This window comes from Mycobacterium sp. G7A2 (assembly GCF_041902445.1).
In the GTDB taxonomy this organism is placed as follows: Bacteria; Actinomycetota; Actinomycetes; order Mycobacteriales; family Mycobacteriaceae; genus Mycobacterium.
Window position 1 is genome coordinate 3,003,765 of the sequence record NZ_CP169251.1, and the last position, 19,176, is coordinate 3,022,940.

Genomic DNA, 19,176 nt, shown 5'->3' on the forward strand with positions numbered 1-19,176 from the left:
TGGCGGCGACCGCCAAACGGGACACTGACGGCTACCGCCGGACAGGGCACTGACGGCGACCGCGGTCACAGCTCAGTGCCCCGCCGGTGGAGATCACCCGGCAACTTCGTGGACAATTGTCTACGAAATCGCTTAGCGTGGGCGCGTGCCTCTCCGCAGCCACAGTGTCGACCCCCGCGCAGAACGTGTCCGTAACCGCCTGCGCGTAGCGGCGTTCGCGTTGGCGCAGGAGCGTCCCGTCGACCACATCACGGTCGGTGACCTGGTGACCCGCGCCGACGTGAGTCGGCAGGTCTTCTACCGGCACTTCCGTGACCGCGACGACGCGGTCGCGGCGGCGATCACGCACGCGTTCACCGAGGCCGTCGTCCGGGACCCCGGCTCCGATCCGCGGGCCCGGATCCTGCGCGTGTTCGACTTCGCCGCCGGACACCACGCGATGTACCGCAACGTGGTCCCCAGCACGGTGACCCGGCATGTGGTCAACACCTTTCGTGACGCGCTGTTGCCGGCCTGTGAACAGATCGCCGCCGCCGGCACCGCGAGGCTTTCGACGGCCGGGGCGGCGGTCGCCCCGCCGGCACCCGAGTCGGTCGCCCGGTTTCTCGTCGGCGGCTTCATGGAGGTGCTGCGGTCCTGGATGGAGGACCCGGACGGCACCGATCTCACCGGCCGCGTCAACGCGGCGCTGGACACGGTCGACGCCCTGCTGGGCCAGTCGACACCACAGGAAGGACCGCACCATGGGAAGACACCACAGTCCCGAAGCATCCGGCCACTCCCCCACATTCCGTGACCGCTCCGCGGTGCGGACCACCGCGCTCGCGCTGGCGGGACTGACCCTGTTCGTCGTCGCGATGGTCGCCAGCTACGCGGGCGCCTTCGCCAACCCGATGCTGCACCACATGTCTGTCGCGGTATCGGCTCCGGAATCGCTGGTCGACGGCTTACGGGCGGAACCGGGTCTGCAGATCACGCAGGTCACCGACGCCGAAGCGGCGCGCCAACAGGTCTATCAGCGTCACGTCGACACCGCGTTCGCCGTCACGCCCGAGGGCGACCTGTCGATCTATGTGGCCGGCGGCGGCCGCAGCGTCGCGGCCGCCGCAGAGAAGGTCGGGCGCACCACGGCCGGGCAGGCCGGACTATCCGCGGTCGTCGAGGACGTCGCCCCCACCTCGGCCGCCGACCCTTCCGGAACGGTCGAGTTCTACGCGGTCATCTTCATCTCCATCGGCGCCTCCCTCGGCGCAGCGCTGCTGGGGCGCTTGATGGGCAGCGTCCGCACGCCGGCCACCCTGGTGCTGCGCACGTTGTCGCTGGCGGGGTTCTCCGCCGTCCTGGCCGGCGTCGTCACGCTGTACGTGGGACCGGTCCTCGGTGCGCTCACCGGCCACCCGGGCCAGGTGTTCGGCGTGCTGTGGCTCTACGCCATGGCCGTCGGCGGCGCGGTCACCGGCGTGGCAGCCGCCTTCGGCGCGGCCGCGTCGATCGTGCTGGGGCTCTTCCTGGTCGTCGTCGGCAACGCGGCCGCCGCCGGCCCCGTCGGTCGTCCGCTGTTGTCCGGCTTCTACTCCACCTTCACCACGGTGGTGCCGCAGGGGTCGGGAGTCTCGTTGTTGCGCAGCGTGTCCTACTTCGGCGGCAACGGTGCCCAGTCGCCGTTGCTGACCCTGGCCGCCTGGGCCGGCGCCGGATGCCTGCTCGCAGTGGTGGCCACCGCGGCGCGGGTGAATTATCGTGCCCGCTATGACCTCTGGTCTCAGCGCGGCGGGCAGCGGGGACTACTACGATCTCGGTTCCTACCATCGTCGAACTGATACGTCCGCGCCGGAGGCGCAGCGCTGGTTCGACCGCGGCATGGTGTGGTGCTACGCCTTCAACCACGACGAGGCGATCCGCTGCTTCGAGCGGGCCCTCGAGTTCGACGAGGACCTGGCGATCGCCCGGTGGGGTATCGCGTACGCCGTCGGGCCGAATTACAACAAGGGTTGGGACGCCTTCGATCCGGTCGACCGGGCCCGGTCGTTGAGCCGTGCCCGTGCTGAGCTCACACGGGCCTCGCAAGGACGTGCCTCGGCCTGTGAGCAGGCCCTGATCGCCGCGCTGGAGAGGCGCTTCGCCGCCGACGACCCCGACGACGAGGACGCCCTTCTGGCCGGTCACCGGGCCTACGCCGACGCGATGGTGCAGGTGGCGCAGAGCAACCCCGACGACGTCGATGTAGCGGCACTGGCCGCCGATGCGCTCATGAACGTGACCGCCTGGGCGTTGTGGGACAGTCGCACCGGTGAACCGGCCCCCGGCTCGCGGGTCGTCGAGGCCAAGCAGATCCTCGACGCGGCACTCGCCACGGCGGCCGGACGCGCACATCCGGGAATCCTGCACCTGTACCTGCACGCCATGGAGATGTCCACGACTCCGGAACTGGCGTTGCCCGCGGCCGATCTGTTGCGCGGTCTGGTGCCCGATGCCGGACATCTCGCCCACATGCCCAGTCACATCGACGTGCTGTGCGGCAATTACCGGGACTCGGTGGTGGCCAACCTGGCGGCGGTGCGGGCCGACCGCCGGTTCGTCGAACGATCCGGTCCGCTGAACTTCTATTCGTTGTATCGGGCCCACAACCTGCACTTCATCGTGTATTCGGCGATGTTCGAAGGGAACTCGTCGGTGGCGATGCAGGCCGCCGACGAACTCGCCGGTCAGCTGACCCCCGAGTTGCTCGCCATCGAGTCGCCGCCGATGGCCGACTGGCTCGAGGCGTTCGTCCCGTTGCGGATCCACGTCCTGGTCCGCTTCGGCCGCTGGGCGGACCTGATCGCCACCGATGCGCCCGCGGACACGCAGCTGTACTGCACCACGGCCGCCACCGTCCACTACGGCCGGGGCGTGGCGTACGCCGCTACCGGCCGACTCTCCGAGGCCGAACAGGAACGTGAGGCGTTCTCGGCGGCGTATGACCGGATCCCGGAGAGCCGCTACCTGTTCAACAACACCAGCCGGGACATCCTCGCTGTCGCCGCCGCCATGCTCGACGGGGAGATCGACTATCGCGCAGGGCGTTTCGATCAAGCCTTCGCGCACCTGCGACGCGCGGTCGAGTTGGACGACACCCTGCCCTACGACGAACCCTGGGGCTGGATGCAGCCCACCCGGCATGCCTACGGCGCGTTGCTGCTCGAGCAGGGCCATGTGGAAGAGGCAGCGGCGGTGTACGCCGCCGATCTGGGGCTGGATCCCACGCTCAGCCGGCCCTGCCAGCATCCAGGCAATGTGTGGAGCCTGCACGGTTACCACGAGTGCCTGACTCGCCTGGGCCGTGCCGACGAGGCCGTCATCATCGGCAGACAACTGCAGTTGGCGGCGGCCCGCGCTGACGTGCCGGTCAGGGCGTCGTGCGCCTGCCGACTCGACACCTGCGCCTGAACCACCGGGTCGCGGCTGCGTAGACTCCGGCTGTGCCGATCAGCGACGACGACCTAGGGCACCTGCGCCGGTGCGTGGAACTCGCCCGCGTCGCGTTCGACGACGGCGACGAACCGTTCGGCTCGCAGTTGGTGGGTGAAGACGGCGCGGTGTTGTTCGCCGATCGCAACCGGGTCAAGGACGGTGACCACACCCGCCATCCTGAGTTCGCCATCGCGCGCTGGGCGGTCCGCAACCTGGGACCGGATCAGCGGTCCCGCGCCACGGTCTACACCTCGGGAGAACACTGCCCGATGTGCTCGGCGGCGCACGCCTGGGTGGGATTGGGGCGCATCGTCTACGCCGCTTCGGCGGCGCAACTGACCGCCTGGCTGCAGGAGTGGGGCGCGCCCCCGCCGCCGGTCGCGGGGCTGCCCATCGCAACCGTCGCCCCCGGTATCCGGGCCGACGGGCCCGCGGACGAACTGACTGAGGAGATGAAGGCGTTATACGCGAGAGCATTCGCCCGATGACCGAGCCGGACTGGGTGGCACACGCGATCTGGTGGCAGATCTACCCGCTGGGATTCGTGGGGGCCTACCCGGCCGACCCGCCGCCCGCGGCGGAGGAACACCGGTTGCGCAGAATCGTCGACTGGCTGGACTACACCGTCGAACTCGGAGCCTCCGGGTTGGCGCTGGGGCCGGTGTTCGCGTCGCACACCCACGGCTACGACACCACCGACCACCATCACATCGACCCCAGACTGGGCACCGACGACGACTTCGACCACCTGGTGGCTGAATGTCGCGCCCGCGGGTTGCGGATACTTCTCGACGGAGTCTTCAACCACGTCGGCACCGAGTTCGACCGCTTTCGAGAGGCGCAGGAGGGCGGCGACCGGTCCTGGTTCCGGACGCGCGGCCGCGACTTCGTGACGTTCGAGGGACACGGCGGGCTGATCACGCTCGACCACTCCAACCCCGACGTCGTCGACTACACCGTCGAGGTGATGTGCCACTGGCTGTCACTGGGCGCCGACGGGTGGCGCCTCGATGCTGCCTATGCCGTTCCCGACCGGTTCTGGGCCCAGGTGCTGCCGCGGGTGCGCGAACGCTTCCCGCAGGCGTGGTTCGTCGGCGAGGTCATCCACGGCGACTATTCGGCGATCGTGCGTGACTGCGGTTTCGACTCGCTGACTCAATACGAGCTGTGGAAGGCGATCTGGAGCAGCCTCAACGACGCCAACTTCCACGAACTGGCCTGGTCGCTGACCCGGCACAACGACTTCATGGACACGTTCGTGCCGATGACGTTCATCGGCAATCATGACGTCACCCGGATCGCCAGCCAACTCGACAATCCCGAGCACGTCGAGCACGCGCTGACGATCCTGATGACCACCGGTGGCACCCCGAGCATCTACGCCGGGGATGAATCCGCCTATCGGGGTGTCAAGGAGGAGCGTTTCGGCGGTGACGACGCCGTGCGGCCCGAATTCACCTCTCCCGGTGAGGGTGTCGGTGAGCACGGCCAGCAGGTGTATCGGACCCATCAGCACCTGATCGGTCTGCGCCGTCGGCACCCCTGGTTGCACGAGGCCCGCACGGAGTCGCTTCGGGTGACCAATGAGGGCTTGGTGTACGCCGCTCGCAGCGGCGAGCACATGCTCGTGGTGGCCCTCAACATCGACGACGCACCGATGCCGGTGTCGCTGCCCGAATTCGGCATCGAGAGCGGCGCTGTCATCGCTGGTTCGGGAGCGCCGCCCACCGAACAGTTGACCGACGCCGTGGTTCCGCCGCACGGATGGCTGGTGATCGCTCCGCGCTGAGCGCGGACTACAGCATGTGCAGTGTCGCGGGGTCTTCCTGGCCTTCGTAGAACGCGTCGAGCACGTCGCCGAACACCGGGTCGTCCCCGGCGTGGGCGAACAGCGTCATCGACGAACGGACCTTGAGATCGTCTGGTTGACCGAGAATTTCGCGCGCCGACCGACCCTGCGCGGCGAGTAGCAGGTGGGCGCATTCGCGCAGCCGCGGACCGAGCACCTCGTGCCCGAGGTAGGCGGTCGCCTCGGCCAGGGAGCCGATCCCGAAGCGGTGTGCGGTGGGGCTGTGCCCCAGCCCGCGCAGCTGCGGGAAGACGAACCAGATCCAATGGCTGCGTTTGATGCCGGCGCGTAACTCGTCGAGCACCGTCGGGTACACGCCGTCCTGCGCGTCGACGAAGCGCTGCAAATCGAACGGATCGTCGGCGCTCTTCGGCCCTGTCTGTCGGTCCACCATCGCCTTGTCAGTCTGGCAGTTGGGTGCGCAGGGCGAAACCCCGCATCGGGGCGGACACTCCCCCGGGTCGGGCGTGCGGTCACTGTATTCGCACTGGTCAACGTCGGTGACCGGGCACGCGAGTCCGCGGCGAGTCGCAATCGTTAGCCAACCGCGATGTCGAATCGCTGTGTCGCGCAGGCTTTCGGCTCCCCGAAGCCGGTTTCATTACGCGTGCAAAGCGACGGCAAGTTTGCGAGACATGGTGGATATGTACAGAAAGGTGGGTTGGTTGCCGTTATGAAGTGGAAAGTGAAGTGGCGAGACGCCACAGACGCAGCATCGTGGCGGTCTGCGCTGCGCCGGATGGCCGTCGTGGCCGCGGCCGCGGTCGCGCTGCCCGGCCTGATCGGCGTCGCCGGGGGTTCGGCGACTGCGGGCGCCTTCTCTCGGCCCGGCCTGCCGGTTGAGTATCTCGACGTGTTCTCCCAGGCCATGAACCGCAACATCCGGGTGCAATTCCAGGGCGGGGGCCCGCACGCGGTGTATCTGCTCGACGGTCTGCGCGCTCAGGACGACTTCAACGGCTGGGACATCAACACCCCGGCGTTCGAGTGGTTCTACCAGTCCGGTCTGTCGACGATCATGCCGGTGGGCGGGCAGTCCAGCTTCTACACCGACTGGTACCAGCCGTCTCGGGGTAACGGCCAGGACTACACCTACAAGTGGGAGACCTTCCTGACCCAGGAGCTACCCGCGTGGCTGGAGGCCAATCGTGGTGTCTCCCAGACCGGTAACGCCGTTGTCGGTCTGTCGATGGCCGGTAGCGCATCTCTGACCTATGCGATCTACCATCCGCAACGGTTCATCTACGCGTCGTCGCTGTCCGGGTTCCTCAACCCCTCCGAGGGCTGGTGGCCCATGCTGATCGGCCTGGCGATGAACGATGCCGGTGGCTTCAACGCCGAGAGCATGTGGGGCCCGTCCTCGGACCCGGCATGGAAGCGCAACGATCCGATGGTCAACATCAACCAGCTGGTGGCCAACAACACCCGCATCTGGATCTACTGCGGCACCGGCACTCCGTCGGAGCTGGACTCGGGTACCCCGGGGAACAACCTGATGGCGGCGCAGTTCCTCGAAGGGTTCACGCTGCGCACCAACATCAGTTTCCGGGACAACTACATCGCGGCGGGCGGCACCAACGGTGTGTTCAACTTCCCGTCCACCGGTACCCACAGCTGGAACTACTGGGGTCAGCAGCTGCAGCAGATGAAGCCGGACATCCAACGGGTGCTGGGGGCTCAGGCCACCGCATAACGACCACCCACCCAGGGAGCCTGCCGTTACCCCCGAACGGCAGGCTTCCTGCCGTTCGGGGGTGGTTCTGCTCACAGCCGGGTGCGCATGGCGATGTCTTCGTTGAATTCGTCGAGCATCGCGTCGGTCAACGTCGGCCGGGTGTCGGCGATGGCGGCGAGGAAGTCGTCGGTACGGGGCGGCTCGCCGCGCCGGAACTCGATTTCGCGTTCGAACGCGCATTGCGCACCTTTGCGGGCGGCGAACTCGATGTCGGCCGGGGTGAACATCGCGGTCGCCTCGACGAGCTTGTCGACCTCCACGCCTTCGGCCAGCGCACCCAGATAGCGGTTCCAGATCGCTTTGCGCGCCGCGTCGTCGGGCGGTCCGACCGGGATGACGTAGTCGAACCGTCCCGGGCGCAGGAAGGCCGAGTCCAACGAGCGCACGGAGTTCGTGGCGCAGATCAGCAAGCGCTCGTCGTGCTGGCGGAACGTCGGGATGAGTTTGAGCAGTTCGTTGGTGACGCCGTGGGCCGGGTCCGACGGGATCCCCGAGCGCGAGCCCGCGATCTCCTCGACCTCGTCGATGAACACCACCGCGGCGTCGAGTTCGTTCAGGTCGGCGAACATGTCCCGCAATGCGTTGGGCATCGTGACGTCGGGCGCGGTCAACCGGGACGGGAAGATCTCGATGAACGGCCAACCGAGCCGTCCGGCAACGGCTTTGGCGAAGCTGGTCTTCCCGGTCCCGGGCGGTCCGAACAGGATGGCCGCCTTCGGTGGCGAGACTCCGTATCGGGCAGCGAGATCCGGTTGGGCCAGCGGCAACACGATCCGGCGTTCGATCATGCGCTTCTCGGCCTCCATGCCGGCCATCTCGTCCCACAGGCGCTGGCCCATGATCCGGCCGCCGAGTGCGGTCAGCAGCCCGGTGTCGGCGGGTCCGACGTGGTCGACCCGGTCGAAGTAGCGCAGATCCGTGCGTTCGGTGTACCCGCAGTTGAGGAGTGCAGCGGTCCCGGTGGCGTCCTCGGGCAGCAAGGCGCTGATGCGCCGCGCCCCCAAGGCGCGCACCCGCTGCTCCAACTCGGTGAGCAGGGCGCTGCCGATGCCGCGGTGACGCCACCGACTGCTCAACGCGATCATCGTGATCCAGGCACGTTCGCCGCTGATCTGGGCGACCGCCATGCCGACGAGCTGATCGTCGACGACTGCCACCACGGCCGGCTGGCCGCCGCGGGCGGCGGAGACCACCTCCGAGACCGGGAAGGCAGGGGACGCCTCGGCCGGCTCCCTGCTCTGATCCCAGACCGAGATGGCCTGATCGAGGTCGTCGTCATGAAAGTCGCGTAAGCGCCAAGGGGGCATGGCACCGATGATCCGGTTCGGGCCGGCGCCCCCACATGCCCCCAGAGGGGGGTTGGGCGGGGGATGTCCAGGTGTGGTTGGGCGGGGGATGTGCACGCGGGGTTGGGCGGGGGATGTGCAGGTGTGGTTGGGCGGGGGATGTCTACGCGGGGTTGGGCGGGGGGTGTGCCGGCGGGCTCCCCCGGCTCAGCCCTGCACCGTCGGTCTGATGGTCAGCTCGCCGATCTCCACATCATGAGGTTGCTCGATGACGAACGCGACGGCCCGGGCGACGGCCTCAGGTGCCAGGCCGTAGGCGTCCATGGTCGATCGGATCTGTTCCCGCCGTGCGCTGTCGGTGATGCCGGAGGCGAGCTCGGTGCGCACGAAGCCCGGCGAGATGGAGGTGACCCGGATCGCGCCGTCGGTCGATTCCTGGCGCAGCGCCTCCATCACCGTGCGCACCGCGTTCTTGGTGGCGGCGTACACACCCATGTCGGGAACGATCTTCAACCCGGCGGTCGACACCGTGGTCACGAAGTGACCGTGGCCCTGCTGTCGGAACACCGGAGCGGCGGCGGCGATCCCGTGCAGGACCCCGCGAAGGTTGACGTCGATCATCGCGTCCCATTCGGTGACCGGGCCGTCGGCGAGCGGGCCCAGACTGCTGATCCCGGCGTTGCCGACCAGCACGTCGAGGGTGCCGAAGGTCTCGACGGCGGTCTCGACCAGTCGTGTCACGTCCTCGGCGACGCGGACATCCATCCCGACTGTGACGACTTCGGCGCCGCGGGAGCGCAATTCCTCGGCGAGGGTGGCCAGCCGATCCGTGCGTCGGGCGCCGAGTACCAGCCGGGCTCCGCGTGTGCCGAGCAGTGTGGCCGTGGCTTCCCCGATGCCGCTGCTGGCCCCGGTGATCGCGGTCACCTTTCCCCTGATCGGGTCTGGGCCTGATGCTTCGAGTGGTGCGGTTGTGGTCATCGCTGTGCGATTCGGGTCATACCGGAGGCAACCGGGCTCGCCACGTCGCTGTTCCGCTGCGGGCGATATTCGTGGCGGGAACAAAGCACGCCGAGGCAAGGTTGAGCGCAACAGGTTCAACTTTGGAGGACATTGATGCCTGAAGCTTTGCAAGTGCCGGTCCTGTTTGTCACCGATCCGATCGTGCTGCCGGGAATGGTCGTGCCGATCGAGCTCGACGACGCGGCCCGCGCTGCCGTCGACGCCGCACAAGCCAGCGAGTTCGGCAAGTTGCTGATCGCCCCGCGGCTCGACGACCGCTACCCGACCTACGGCGTGCTCGCCTCGATCGTGCAGGTGGGCCGCGTCCCCGGTGGTGGCGCAGCCGCGGTTGTGCGCGGTGAGAGCCGCGCGCACATCGGCTCCGGGGCAACCGGGCCCGGTGCTGCGCTGTGGGTCACCGTGCAGGAGGTCGCGGTGGCCGAATCCAGCGACGAGATCAAGGCGCTGGCTGCCGAATACAAGAAGCTGCTGCTGGCGATGCTGCAGCGGCGCGAGGCGTGGCAGATCGTCGACGTGGTCAACAAGATCAGCGACCCGTCAGCGCTGGCCGACACCGCCGGCTACGCGTCCTACCTGAGTGACGTGCAGAAGCGCGAGCTGCTCGAGACCGAGGACGTGGCCGCGAGGCTGCGGTCTCTGATCGACTGGACCAGCGACCACCTCGCCGAGGTCGAGGTCAACGACAAGATCGCCGAAGACGTCCGTACCGGAATGGACAAGCAGCAGAAGGAGTTCCTGCTCCGTCAGCAACTCGCCGCGATCCGCAAGGAGCTCGGCGAAGGTGAGCCCGAAGGGTCAGACGATTACCGCGCCCGTATCGAAGCCGCCGATCTGCCGGAGAAGGTTCGCGAGGCTGCGCTGCGCGAGGTCGGCAAGCTGGAACGCGCCAGCGAGCAGAGCCCCGAGGGCGGCTGGATCCGGACCTGGCTGGACACCGTGCTCGAGCTGCCGTGGAACGTCACCACCGAGGATGCGACAGACCTGAAGGCCGCCCGAGAGATCTTGGACGCCGACCATCACGGACTCGACGACGTCAAGGACCGCATCGTCGAATACCTGGCGGTGCGCGCCCGGCGCAGTCAGCGCGGCCTGCAGGTCGTCGGCGGCCGCGGATCCGGCGCCGTCATGGTGCTGGCCGGTCCCCCGGGCGTCGGCAAGACGTCGCTGGGTGAATCGGTGGCCCGCGCGCTGGGCCGCACCTTCGTGCGCGTCGCGCTCGGCGGCGTGCGCGACGAGGCCGAGATCCGCGGACACCGGCGCACCTACGTGGGTGCACTGCCCGGCCGGATCGTGCGCGCCATCGGTGAGGCCGGCTCGATGAACCCGGTCGTGCTGCTCGACGAGATCGACAAGGTCGGCTCGGATTACCGCGGCGACCCGTCGGCGGCGCTGCTGGAAGTGCTCGACCCGGCACAGAACCACACGTTCCGGGACCACTACCTGGATCTGGATCTCGACCTGTCCGATGTGGTGTTCCTGGCCACGGCCAACGTCGTCGAGAACATCCCGTCGGCCCTACTGGACCGCATGGAGCTGGTCACCATCGACGGTTACACCGAGGACGACAAGGTGGCCATCGCCCGCGACTACCTGCTGCCCCGCCAGCAGGAGCGGGCGGCGTTGTCGGCCGACGAGGTGAGTGTGACCGACGCGGCACTGCGCAAGATCGCCGCGGACTACACCCGCGAGCCCGGAGTCCGCCAGTTCGAGCGGTTGCTGGCAAAAGCCATGCGCAAGGTCACCACAAGGTTGGCCGACGACCCGCACCCGGTCGAGATCGACGAGCCGGATCTGGTCGAGTTCCTGGGGCGGCCCCGGTTCATCCCGGAGTCCGCCGAACGCACGGCGGTGCCAGGGGTGGCCACCGGCCTTGCCGTCACCGGCCTCGGTGGTGACGTGCTCTACATCGAGGCCGGCGCCACCGACGGTGAGCGCGGCTTGCAGCTGACCGGGCAACTGGGCGACGTGATGAAGGAATCAGCGCAGATCGCGCTGTCCTACGTCCGTTCCCACGCTGACCAGTTGGGCGTGGATCCGGCGGCGCTGGACCGGCAGATCCATGTGCACGTGCCCGCCGGCGCCGTCCCCAAGGACGGCCCGTCGGCCGGCGTGACGATGGTGACCGCGCTGGTGTCGATGGCCACCGGTCGCCAGGTGCGCGCGGACGTGGGGATGACCGGCGAGGTCACCCTCAACGGCCGGGTCCTGCCGATCGGCGGGGTCAAGCAGAAGCTGCTGGCCGCACAGCGGGCGGGCCTGTCCACGGTGTTCATCCCGCAGCGCAACGAAGCCGACCTCGATGACGTGCCCGCCGACGTGCTGGCCGCACTCGACGTCAGACCGATGACCGACGTGGCCGACATCCTCGCGCTCGCGCTCGTGCCCGGCGAGAACAGCGTCACCGCGGCGGCCTGACCGGCGGATGTATGTCGGGCCGCGGCGCTAGCGTGAGCCGGTGGCATACGACCGGGAACTGGCCGACCGCGTCCGCGAACTTCTCGCCCCGCGCGGAGCCGAGGAGAAGTCGATGTTCGGTGGGCTGGCGTTCTTGATCAACGGCAACATGTCGGTGGTCGTCAGCGGGCACGGTGGGCTGATGGTCCGCGTGCCCGCGGGCGACACCGACACGCTGCTCGCGTCGGCACACGTCGAACCGATGATCATGTCGGGGCGGCAGGTTCGCGGGTGGGTCCGGGTCGGCGCGCCGGCGCTGCGGACCCGACGCCAGCTTTCGGCCTGGGTCGAGCGTGGGGTGGGCGTCGCCACCGCCCTGCCCGCCAAGTAGGGCACGTTTTCCGAATTCGGCATCGGGTAAGACGGACACATGGCCTCAACGACATCTGAGCGCGTCGTCGAGCGGCTGATGGAGCGTGCCGGCACCACCTACGCCGAGGAGGCGGGTATCCGGCTCCGGGACAAGCCCATGCCGCTGTTTCAGCTGCTGATCCTGTGCATGCTGGCGAGCAAGCCCATCGACGCGGCAATCGCGATGCGCGCGGCGCGTGAACTGTTCCGGGCTGGCCTGCGGACCCCGCACGCCATGCTGGACGCGCAGCGCGCCGATCTGATCAAGGCGTTCGGACGCGCGCACTACGTGCGCTACGACGAAAGTTCGGCGACCCGTGCGGTGGACATCGCCACCGCCGTCAAAGACGAGTACGGCGGGGACCTGCGTCGTCTGGCCACCGCATCCGCGCGCGAGATCGACACCGCCAAGAAGTTGCTGGAGAGATTCAAGGGCATAGGCGACACCGGTGCCGACATCTTCCTGCGCGAGGTGCAGGACACCTGGAGTTGGGTGCGACCCTTCTTCGACGACAGGGCGCGTGACACCGCGCGTGAGTTGGGACTGCCTGCCGACGCCGACAAGCTCGCCGCGCTCGCCCCGCGTCGCAGCGCCACCCTGGCCGCCGCGCTGGTGCGGGTCTCGCTCGACGACGATCTGCGGTCCGAGCTGAAGACCGAACTGCGGTGAACCTCGCCACGGCGGCGGCGCTGTCGGGCAGCGCGGTGCTGCTCTGCGCGTGCTCCGGTCCGACGGTGATCAACACCGAAGAGCGCACCACCACCACCGCGGCGCCTCCGGCGGCGCCGTCGACCACCGTGGCCAGCAATGCACATCTGGTCAACGCGTTCGACTACGCCGCCCAGGTCGACGGCAGGACCGGCTATTACTTCACCAGTCCCAGTGGGCGCTGGCAGTGCGCCATCAAGCCCAGGGTCGAGGCGGGGTGCCAGAACGCGGACGTGCCCGCATCGGCCATCCGGATCACCGACGCCCCGGACGACGTACCGGGCCCCGACGGTGAGCCGGCGGCGCCCAACGCGATCCGGGTGGACCGCGACCGCGCTGCCGAATTCGCCGTGGTGCCCGCGACCGCTTACGGACTGGAGCCCGACCCGGCGGAGGTGCTTCCGTTCAACCGCATCCTGGCGGTGGCGGGATTCCGTTGCAATGTCCAGGAGGCGTCCGGCATTTCCTGTCTGTCCGAGACCAGCGGCGCGGGTTTCACGTTCTCTGCCGAGGAGTACGCGACGAGCTACGTCGACGTTCCCCCGGACGCACCTTAGGGTCGGGGGGATGACACACACGCCGCACCCGAGGCCGGTGACCGTCGTCGTCACCGGCGCGGCGGGCCAGATCGGATACGCCGCCCTGTTCCGCATCGCGGCTGGTGCGATGCTCGGGCGTGACACCCCGGTCTCGTTGCGGCTTCTCGAAGTACCTCAGGCAGTCCGGGCGGCCGAGGGCGTGGTGATGGAACTCGACGACGGCGCCTTCCCGCTGCTGGCCGGCACCGAGATCTATGACGATCCGGTCAAGGCGTTCGACGGTGCCGCGGTGGTTCTGCTCATCGGCGCCAAGCCCCGCAGCGCGGGCATGGAACGCGCCGACCTGCTCGGTGCCAACGCGCAGATCTTCGCCGCCGCCGGGCAGGCCCTCAATGCCGGAGCGGCCAGCGACGTGCGGGTGCTCGTGGTGGGTAACCCGGCGAACACCAACGCGTTCGTCGCCGCCGCGCACGCCCCGGACATCCCGGCCGAGCGGTTCACCGCTCTGACCCGGCTCGACCACAACCGTGCGGTCGCGGCGCTGGCGCGGCATTCGGGGGTTCCCGTCACCCAGATCAACCGGATGACGATCTGGGGCAACCACTCACCCACCCAGTACCCCGACATCTTCCACGCGGAGGTCGGAGGCCGCTCAGGTGCCGACTACGCCGCCGACACCCATTGGCTCACCGACGATTTCATTCCGACCGTGGCCCGGCGTGGCACCGCGATCATCCAGGCGCGCGGCGCCAGCTCCGCGGCGTCGGCGGCCAACGGCGCGATCGACCACGTCGACGACTGGCTGCACGGGACCCCCGACGGGGACTGGACGTCGGTCGCGCTGCCCTCCCCCGGCGTCTACGGCGTCGACGAAGGCCTGGTGTGTTCGTTCCCGTGCCGGTCCGTGGGCGGCCGCTGGGAGATCGTGACCGGCCTGGACATCAACGCGTTCTCCCGCTCCCGCATCGACGCGTCGGTGGCCGAGCTGCGGGCCGAACGCGACGCTGTAACCGCGCTGGGCCTGCTGCCGTGACAGCCGTGTGAAACAGCACACCGCATTCTCAGCGAAACCTTCGGTTCGGGCGATATCCCGGAATTAGCCACCCGACGAAGGAGTCCGCAATGACCACGACCGAGGAACCACAGCTCCGTCCCCACAGCTTGGCGCCGCGGCACTGGCGCACGGTCCGCCGGTACCTGGCGACTGAGGCGGTGGTGCTGACCGGACTGGCCGCGGCGGGGCTGATCGCCCTCGCCGTCGGTGACCCGCTGTCCTTCGACGGTGACGCGGGGATCGTCGTGACTCCGGCCTTGTGTGCTCTGATACTGGCGCTCGGCGCCGGTGCAGCGCTGGCCACGACCCGGCTGTCGTTGGCGCGACGATTCTGCGGCGCAGTCGCCATTGCTGCGTTGACGCTGGTCATCATCAGCGGTGTGGCCGCGACCAACTTCACGGCCGGGCCCCTCGGTTTCACCGACGGTGCGACGCTGCTCTACTCCGCGGTCTTCGTGGTGCACTTCGCGATGGGTGTGGTTGATCCCGGATCGCCTCGAAGGGCCGGAATGGACACCCACGCCGGACGGCGGGTCAGGACAGCGACGCCGACCCGTCGGGGTGCACCCGCACTGACGCACCCGCGACGTCCTCGTTCACCGTCGCCTCGGCCTGCCCGGCGTCGTTGATCACCGCCAGCACCCGTGCGTCCTGCGGTGTGCGCACCGCCAGGAATGCCTTCTCCGGCTTCCCGTCGCGATCGAACGGCGTCGTCCACGACTCGATCCGGCCATCGCCGCTCCAGTCGACCAGCGCTGTGCGGGTGGGTTCCCGGTCGACGACCGGTTGCACGTCCTCCCAGCGGAATTCGCGGCCCGGCGGCTCGGTGCCGTACACCCCGAAGCTGTGTTTGGTCAGGTAGCCGCCGTTGGCGGTGATCAGACCCGTCCGACCGGGTTGAGCCACCAGGCGCTCGGCCATCGTCGCGATCGAGTGGGTGACATAGTTGTTCCACGGTCCCCCCGCGAAGGTCAGGCCGCCGGTGACGGTCAGCGGGCGGCTTCGGTCACCGACCGGCAGGCCGAGTTCGCGGGCCGCCACCTGAACCGCTGACGGGAAGCACGAGTAGACGTCGACGAGGTCGATGTCGTCGATGGCGACGCCGGCCAGCTCGACCGCCCGGCGGCCAGCGATCCTGATCGCCGGCGAGCGGTGGAACTCGGCGCGTTCACCGATCGCGTAGGTGTCGTGGGCATCGGTGCCCGCGTACGGGAAAACCCAACGGTCGCGCGGAATCTGCAGATGCTCGGCGTTGGCGGCCGAGGTCAGGATGAGCACTGCCGCCTGGTCGACCATGTTGTTGGAGTTCATCAGCTTGGTGTAGGGCCAGCTGATCATGCGGTTGGCGGGCGCGGGTTGCCAGATCTGCTCGGCGGGCACCTCCTCGCGGCTCCAGGCGTGCGGGTTCGCCGCAGCGACCGCGGAGAACTGCGACCACAGTTCACCGATGCGGCGCCGGTGCGCGTCGGGGGCCTCGCCCGCGACGATGCGCACGGCCTGCTCGAACATCGGATACACGTAGGCCGGTCGGTCCAGGTTGATGCGGATCTCGGCGGGACCGGCCATCGGCACACCCTCGTCGGACCCGGGAGCCACCGGCACCGACTCGTCCTGCTTGGTCCAGTCGGGTTTGCGCCCGGCCGCCCGGAGCTTGGACCGGGTTCGCCAGGTCTCGGCTCCGGCGATCAGAACCGTCTCCGACCTGCCCGCGGCGATGTCGAGGCAGGCCAGGTTCACCAGTGTCTGAGGGACGTTGCCGCCGATGCCGGTGTAGCGGGTCACCGCCTTGTCCGCCCTGATGCGTTGGGCCAGGGCCAGTCCCGGGTCCCGGTAGCGCCACGACAACAGGTTGACCACGCGCACCGCGTCGACCGCCTCGAGCACCCGCGGATCGGCGGCGGCGCGCGCTGCCTGCTCCATCAGCGCGACCGGCTCCACGTCAGGGCGTTCGGTGTGCTGGTTCACCTGGCCGTATCCGACAAGAACCGGTGTCCTCGGATCAAGGGGCATGACGCAGTGCCTTTCGGGTGGGATCAGGTGAACGGCGCGTACAGCGCTCGGCGACCGTTCATCGGCCACGGCCACAGTATCGGGACGGAAAAGATTAACCGTGCTGCCATCGGCTACAGGTTGGGTACCCGGTCCCGGCGAGGTTGGATGGAGAGATGACCACAACGACTGCCGACAATGCCGATGCCGTCACGACCGCCGCGTGGCGGGCCGTAAATCGCACGCCGCTCAGCGACGACATGGTCAGCCGAATCGACCGCTGGTGGCGGGCGGCGAACTATCTGTCGGTCGGGCAGATCTACCTGCTGGACAACCCGCTGCTGCGCACCCCGCTGGCCCGCGAGGACGTCAAACCGCGCCTACTCGGCCACTGGGGCACCACGCCGGGGCTGAACTTCCTCTACGCCCACCTCAACAGGGTGATCAAGGAACGCGAGCAGTCCACGATCTACCTCACCGGTCCTGGACACGGCGGCCCCGGCCTGGTGGCCAATGCCTACCTGGACGGCACCTACAGCGAGGTCTACTCCGACATCACGTCCGACGCCGAGGGGATGCGCCGGTTGTTCCGGCAGTTCTCGTTCCCCGGCGGCATTCCCTCGCACGTGGCGCCCGAGACTCCTGGCTCGATCCATGAAGGGGGTGAGCTCGGCTACGCGTTGTCGCATGCCTACGGGGCCGCGTTCGACAACCCCGACCTGCTGGTGGCGACCGTGATCGGCGACGGCGAAGCCGAAACCGGTGCGCTGGCCACCGGATGGCATTCCAACAAACTCAGCAACCCCGCCAAAGACGGTGTGGTGCTGCCGATCCTGCACCTCAACGGCTACAAGATCGCCAATCCGACGGTGCTGGCCCGCATCCCCGAGGAGGAACTGCGGTCCCTGATGGTCGGCTACGGCCACAAGCCGTACTTCTTCGAGGTCCCCGACGACTCCCCCGACCCCGCCGCGCCGGACGACGCGCACGCCGATGCGCACCGGCGCTTCGCGGCCTTGCTGGACGATGTGCTGAACGACATCGCCGACATCAAGGTGCGCGCGGCCGGCGGAGATGACTCGCGGCCGGCCTGGCCGATGATCGTGTTCCGCACCCCCAAGGGCTGGACCGGTCCGGACCACATCGACGGCAAGAAGACGACGGGGTCCTGGCGCGCGCACCAGGTGCCGTTGTCCAATGCCCGCGACACCGCCGAGCACCTGGGTGTGCTGGCGGATTGGCTGGCCTCCTACCGCGCTGGGGAGTTGTTCGACGACAACGGCACGCTGTTGCCCGACATCGCCGAGCTGGCTCCCCCAGGGCAGCTGCGGATGAGCGACACTCCCTACGCCAACGGGGGTCTGCTGCTCAAGGACCTCCGGCTGCCCGACTTCCGTGAGTTCGCGGTCGACGTCCCCGCCCCGGGGGCCACGATCGCCGAGGCCACCCGGGTGCTGGGTCAGTGGCTGACCGAGGTGGTCCGGCTGAATCCGGACAATTTCCGGATCTTCGGACCCGACGAGACTGCGTCCAACCGGCTGCAGGCCGTGTTCGACGGGACCGACAAGCAATGGAACGCCGAGCTGATCGGCCCCGAGGTGGACGAGCACCTCGCGCGGGTGGGCCGGGTGGTCGAGATGCTCTCCGAGCATCAGTGCCAGGGCTGGCTGGAGGGCTACCTGCTGACCGGACGGCACGGGCTGTTCAACTGCTACGAGGCGTTCATCCACATCATCGATTCGATGTTCAACCAGCACGCCAAGTGGCTCAAGGTGACCAACCACATCCCCTGGCGGCGCCCGATCGCGAGTCTGAACTACCTGCTGTCCAGTCACGTCTGGCGGCAGGACCACAACGGGTTCTCCCACCAGGACCCGGGCTTCATCGACCACGTGGTGAACAAGAGCGCCGACGTCGTGCGGGTGTACCTGCCGCCGGACGCCAACACGCTGTTGTCGACCTACGACCACTGCCTGCGCTCGCGCCAGTACGTCAACGTCGTCGTGTCGGGCAAGCAGCCCGCACCCAACTTCCTGACCATGGAGCAGGCCGTCGCGCACTGCACCCGCGGCCTGGGCATCTGGGAGTGGGCCGGCTCGGAGGTGCTGGGCACCGACCCCGACGTGGTGATCGCCGCGGCCGGGGACGTCCCGACACTCGAGGCGCTGGCCGCGGTCGATCTGCTGCGGATCCATCTGCCGGACCTGAAGGTGCGGTTCGTCAACGTCGTGGACCTGATGCGTCTGCAGGACAACACCGAGCATCCGCACGGGCTCACCAGCAGCGCTTTCGACATGATCTTCACCACCGAGAAGCCGATCATCTTCGCCTACCACGGCTATCCCTGGCTGATCCACCGCCTGACCTATCGACGCACCGGGCATCCGAACCTGCATGTGCGCGGCTACAAGGAGGAGGGCACCACCACCACCCCGTTCGACATGGTGATGCTCAACGACCTCGACCGCTACCACCTGGTGATGGACGTCATCGACCGCGTCCCCGCACTGGGGTCACGCTGTGCGACGCTGCGTCAGCAGATGGCCGACAAGCGCATCGCGGCGCGCGAATACACCCGCGTGCACGGGGACGACATCCCCGAGGTCAAGGACTGGGTGTGGCCCGCCGCCCGAAAGCTCGGCGTCGAGGCTGCCGGAACGTCCGACACCGGCGGCGACAACGAGTGAGCGCCCCGTCCGCGCGCTGAACCGGCCCATCAGATCGCGGAAAAGTC

At 68.5% G+C, this 19,176-nt stretch carries 17 protein-coding genes; 13 read left to right on the forward strand and 4 right to left on the reverse strand.

Annotation, left to right across the window (positions count from 1 at the left end):
* Positions 1-145: 145 nt before the first annotated feature.
* Genes ACEWX3_RS14485 through ACEWX3_RS14505 form a run of 5 tightly spaced genes read left to right on the forward strand, consistent with a single transcriptional unit; the run spans position 146 to position 5,242 of the window.
* The gene (locus tag ACEWX3_RS14485; RefSeq protein ID WP_374156918.1) at positions 146-796 is read left to right on the forward strand and encodes a TetR/AcrR family transcriptional regulator; all 651 of its coding nucleotides are present in this window, start codon (positions 146-148) and stop codon (positions 794-796) included.
* Entirely contained in the window at positions 744-1,820 is a 1,077-nt protein-coding gene (locus ACEWX3_RS14490; protein ID WP_374156919.1) for a hypothetical protein, read from the forward strand. Before ACEWX3_RS14485 ends, ACEWX3_RS14490 begins: the two co-directional genes overlap by 53 nt.
* A complete protein-coding gene (locus ACEWX3_RS14495; protein WP_374156920.1) occupies positions 1,750-3,429 on the forward strand; it encodes a tetratricopeptide repeat protein in 1,680 nt (559 codons plus the stop codon). Before ACEWX3_RS14490 ends, ACEWX3_RS14495 begins: the two co-directional genes overlap by 71 nt.
* Positions 3,430-3,461: 32 nt before the next feature.
* A complete protein-coding gene (locus ACEWX3_RS14500) occupies positions 3,462-3,941 on the forward strand; it encodes a nucleoside deaminase (protein ID WP_374156921.1) in 480 nt (159 codons plus the stop codon).
* Positions 3,938-5,242, forward strand: coding sequence for an alpha-amylase family glycosyl hydrolase (locus tag ACEWX3_RS14505; RefSeq protein ID WP_374156922.1), 1,305 nt, complete (start codon positions 3,938-3,940; stop codon positions 5,240-5,242). Before ACEWX3_RS14500 ends, ACEWX3_RS14505 begins: the two co-directional genes overlap by 4 nt.
* 7 nt (positions 5,243-5,249) lie before the next feature.
* Here ACEWX3_RS14505 and ACEWX3_RS14510 read toward each other — a convergent pair whose 3' ends face one another.
* Positions 5,250-5,693: a DUF1810 domain-containing protein gene (locus tag ACEWX3_RS14510; protein WP_286183843.1), complete on the reverse strand. Its 444-nt coding sequence runs from the start codon at positions 5,691-5,693 to the stop codon at positions 5,250-5,252.
* 282 nt (positions 5,694-5,975) lie between these two features.
* On the opposite strand from ACEWX3_RS14510, the gene ACEWX3_RS14515 reads away from it, so the two are divergent.
* A complete protein-coding gene (locus tag ACEWX3_RS14515) occupies positions 5,976-6,995 on the forward strand; it encodes an alpha/beta hydrolase family protein (RefSeq protein ID WP_207069413.1) in 1,020 nt (339 codons plus the stop codon).
* A 71-nt stretch (positions 6,996-7,066) separates the two neighbouring features.
* On the opposite strand, the gene ACEWX3_RS14520 is transcribed toward ACEWX3_RS14515, so the two are convergent.
* Together ACEWX3_RS14520 and ACEWX3_RS14525 are read right to left on the reverse strand one after the other, a co-directional pair.
* Positions 7,067-8,344 carry an ATP-binding protein gene (locus ACEWX3_RS14520; protein ID WP_207086084.1) on the reverse strand — a complete coding sequence of 426 codons (1,278 nt, stop codon included), beginning with the start codon at positions 8,342-8,344 and terminating at the stop codon, positions 7,067-7,069.
* A gap of 186 nt (positions 8,345-8,530) precedes the next feature.
* The gene (locus ACEWX3_RS14525; RefSeq protein ID WP_374156923.1) at positions 8,531-9,304 is read right to left on the reverse strand and encodes an SDR family oxidoreductase; all 774 of its coding nucleotides are present in this window, start codon (positions 9,302-9,304) and stop codon (positions 8,531-8,533) included.
* Positions 9,305-9,439: 135 nt separating this feature from the next.
* On the opposite strand from ACEWX3_RS14525, the gene lon reads away from it, so the two are divergent.
* From lon to ACEWX3_RS14555, 6 genes are all read left to right on the forward strand, one after another.
* On the forward strand, positions 9,440-11,761 hold the full coding sequence (gene lon, locus ACEWX3_RS14530; protein ID WP_221357575.1) for an endopeptidase La: 2,322 nt from the start codon (positions 9,440-9,442) through the stop codon (positions 11,759-11,761).
* A gap of 40 nt (positions 11,762-11,801) precedes the next feature.
* Entirely contained in the window at positions 11,802-12,131 is a 330-nt protein-coding gene (locus tag ACEWX3_RS14535; protein WP_374156924.1) for a TfoX/Sxy family protein, read from the forward strand.
* 39 nt (positions 12,132-12,170) lie between these two features.
* The gene (locus tag ACEWX3_RS14540) at positions 12,171-12,821 is read left to right on the forward strand and encodes an endonuclease (protein ID WP_374156925.1); all 651 of its coding nucleotides are present in this window, start codon (positions 12,171-12,173) and stop codon (positions 12,819-12,821) included.
* Positions 12,818-13,417, forward strand: coding sequence for a hypothetical protein (locus tag ACEWX3_RS14545; protein WP_374156926.1), 600 nt, complete (start codon positions 12,818-12,820; stop codon positions 13,415-13,417). The genes ACEWX3_RS14540 and ACEWX3_RS14545 overlap by 4 nt, the downstream gene beginning before the upstream one ends.
* A gap of 10 nt (positions 13,418-13,427) precedes the next feature.
* Complete coding sequence (locus tag ACEWX3_RS14550; RefSeq protein WP_207067317.1) at positions 13,428-14,432, forward strand: malate dehydrogenase; 1,005 nt, start codon at positions 13,428-13,430, stop codon at positions 14,430-14,432.
* Positions 14,433-14,521: 89 nt separating this feature from the next.
* A complete protein-coding gene (locus tag ACEWX3_RS14555; RefSeq protein ID WP_374156927.1) occupies positions 14,522-15,082 on the forward strand; it encodes a hypothetical protein in 561 nt (186 codons plus the stop codon).
* Here ACEWX3_RS14555 and ACEWX3_RS14560 read toward each other — a convergent pair.
* Positions 14,988-16,463: an acetyl-CoA acetyltransferase gene (locus ACEWX3_RS14560; RefSeq protein ID WP_374156928.1), complete on the reverse strand. Its 1,476-nt coding sequence runs from the start codon at positions 16,461-16,463 to the stop codon at positions 14,988-14,990. The genes ACEWX3_RS14555 and ACEWX3_RS14560 overlap by 95 nt on opposite strands.
* A 155-nt stretch (positions 16,464-16,618) precedes the next feature.
* Here ACEWX3_RS14560 and ACEWX3_RS14565 point away from each other — a divergent pair, with 155 nt between their 5' ends.
* On the forward strand, positions 16,619-19,129 hold the full coding sequence (locus tag ACEWX3_RS14565) for a phosphoketolase (protein ID WP_374156929.1): 2,511 nt from the start codon (positions 16,619-16,621) through the stop codon (positions 19,127-19,129).
* Positions 19,130-19,176: the final 47 nt, after the last annotated feature.

Coding starts and splice junctions, on each gene's coding strand:
- ACEWX3_RS14565 (WP_374156929.1), top strand. CDS start 16,619: ATGACCACAACGACTGCCGACAATGCCGATGCCGTCACGACCGCCGCG.
- ACEWX3_RS14515 (WP_207069413.1), top strand. CDS start 5,976: ATGAAGTGGAAAGTGAAGTGGCGAGACGCCACAGACGCAGCATCGTGG.
- ACEWX3_RS14560 (WP_374156928.1), bottom strand. CDS start 16,463: ATGCCCCTTGATCCGAGGACACCGGTTCTTGTCGGATACGGCCAGGTG.
- ACEWX3_RS14490 (WP_374156919.1), top strand. CDS start 744: ATGGGAAGACACCACAGTCCCGAAGCATCCGGCCACTCCCCCACATTC.
- ACEWX3_RS14520 (WP_207086084.1), bottom strand. CDS start 8,344: ATGCCCCCTTGGCGCTTACGCGACTTTCATGACGACGACCTCGATCAG.
- ACEWX3_RS14505 (WP_374156922.1), top strand. CDS start 3,938: ATGACCGAGCCGGACTGGGTGGCACACGCGATCTGGTGGCAGATCTAC.
- ACEWX3_RS14550 (WP_207067317.1), top strand. CDS start 13,428: ATGACACACACGCCGCACCCGAGGCCGGTGACCGTCGTCGTCACCGGC.
- ACEWX3_RS14540 (WP_374156925.1), top strand. CDS start 12,171: ATGGCCTCAACGACATCTGAGCGCGTCGTCGAGCGGCTGATGGAGCGT.
- lon (WP_221357575.1), top strand. CDS start 9,440: ATGCCTGAAGCTTTGCAAGTGCCGGTCCTGTTTGTCACCGATCCGATC.
- ACEWX3_RS14495 (WP_374156920.1), top strand. CDS start 1,750: ATGACCTCTGGTCTCAGCGCGGCGGGCAGCGGGGACTACTACGATCTC.
- ACEWX3_RS14525 (WP_374156923.1), bottom strand. CDS start 9,304: ATGACCACAACCGCACCACTCGAAGCATCAGGCCCAGACCCGATCAGG.
- ACEWX3_RS14555 (WP_374156927.1), top strand. CDS start 14,522: ATGACCACGACCGAGGAACCACAGCTCCGTCCCCACAGCTTGGCGCCG.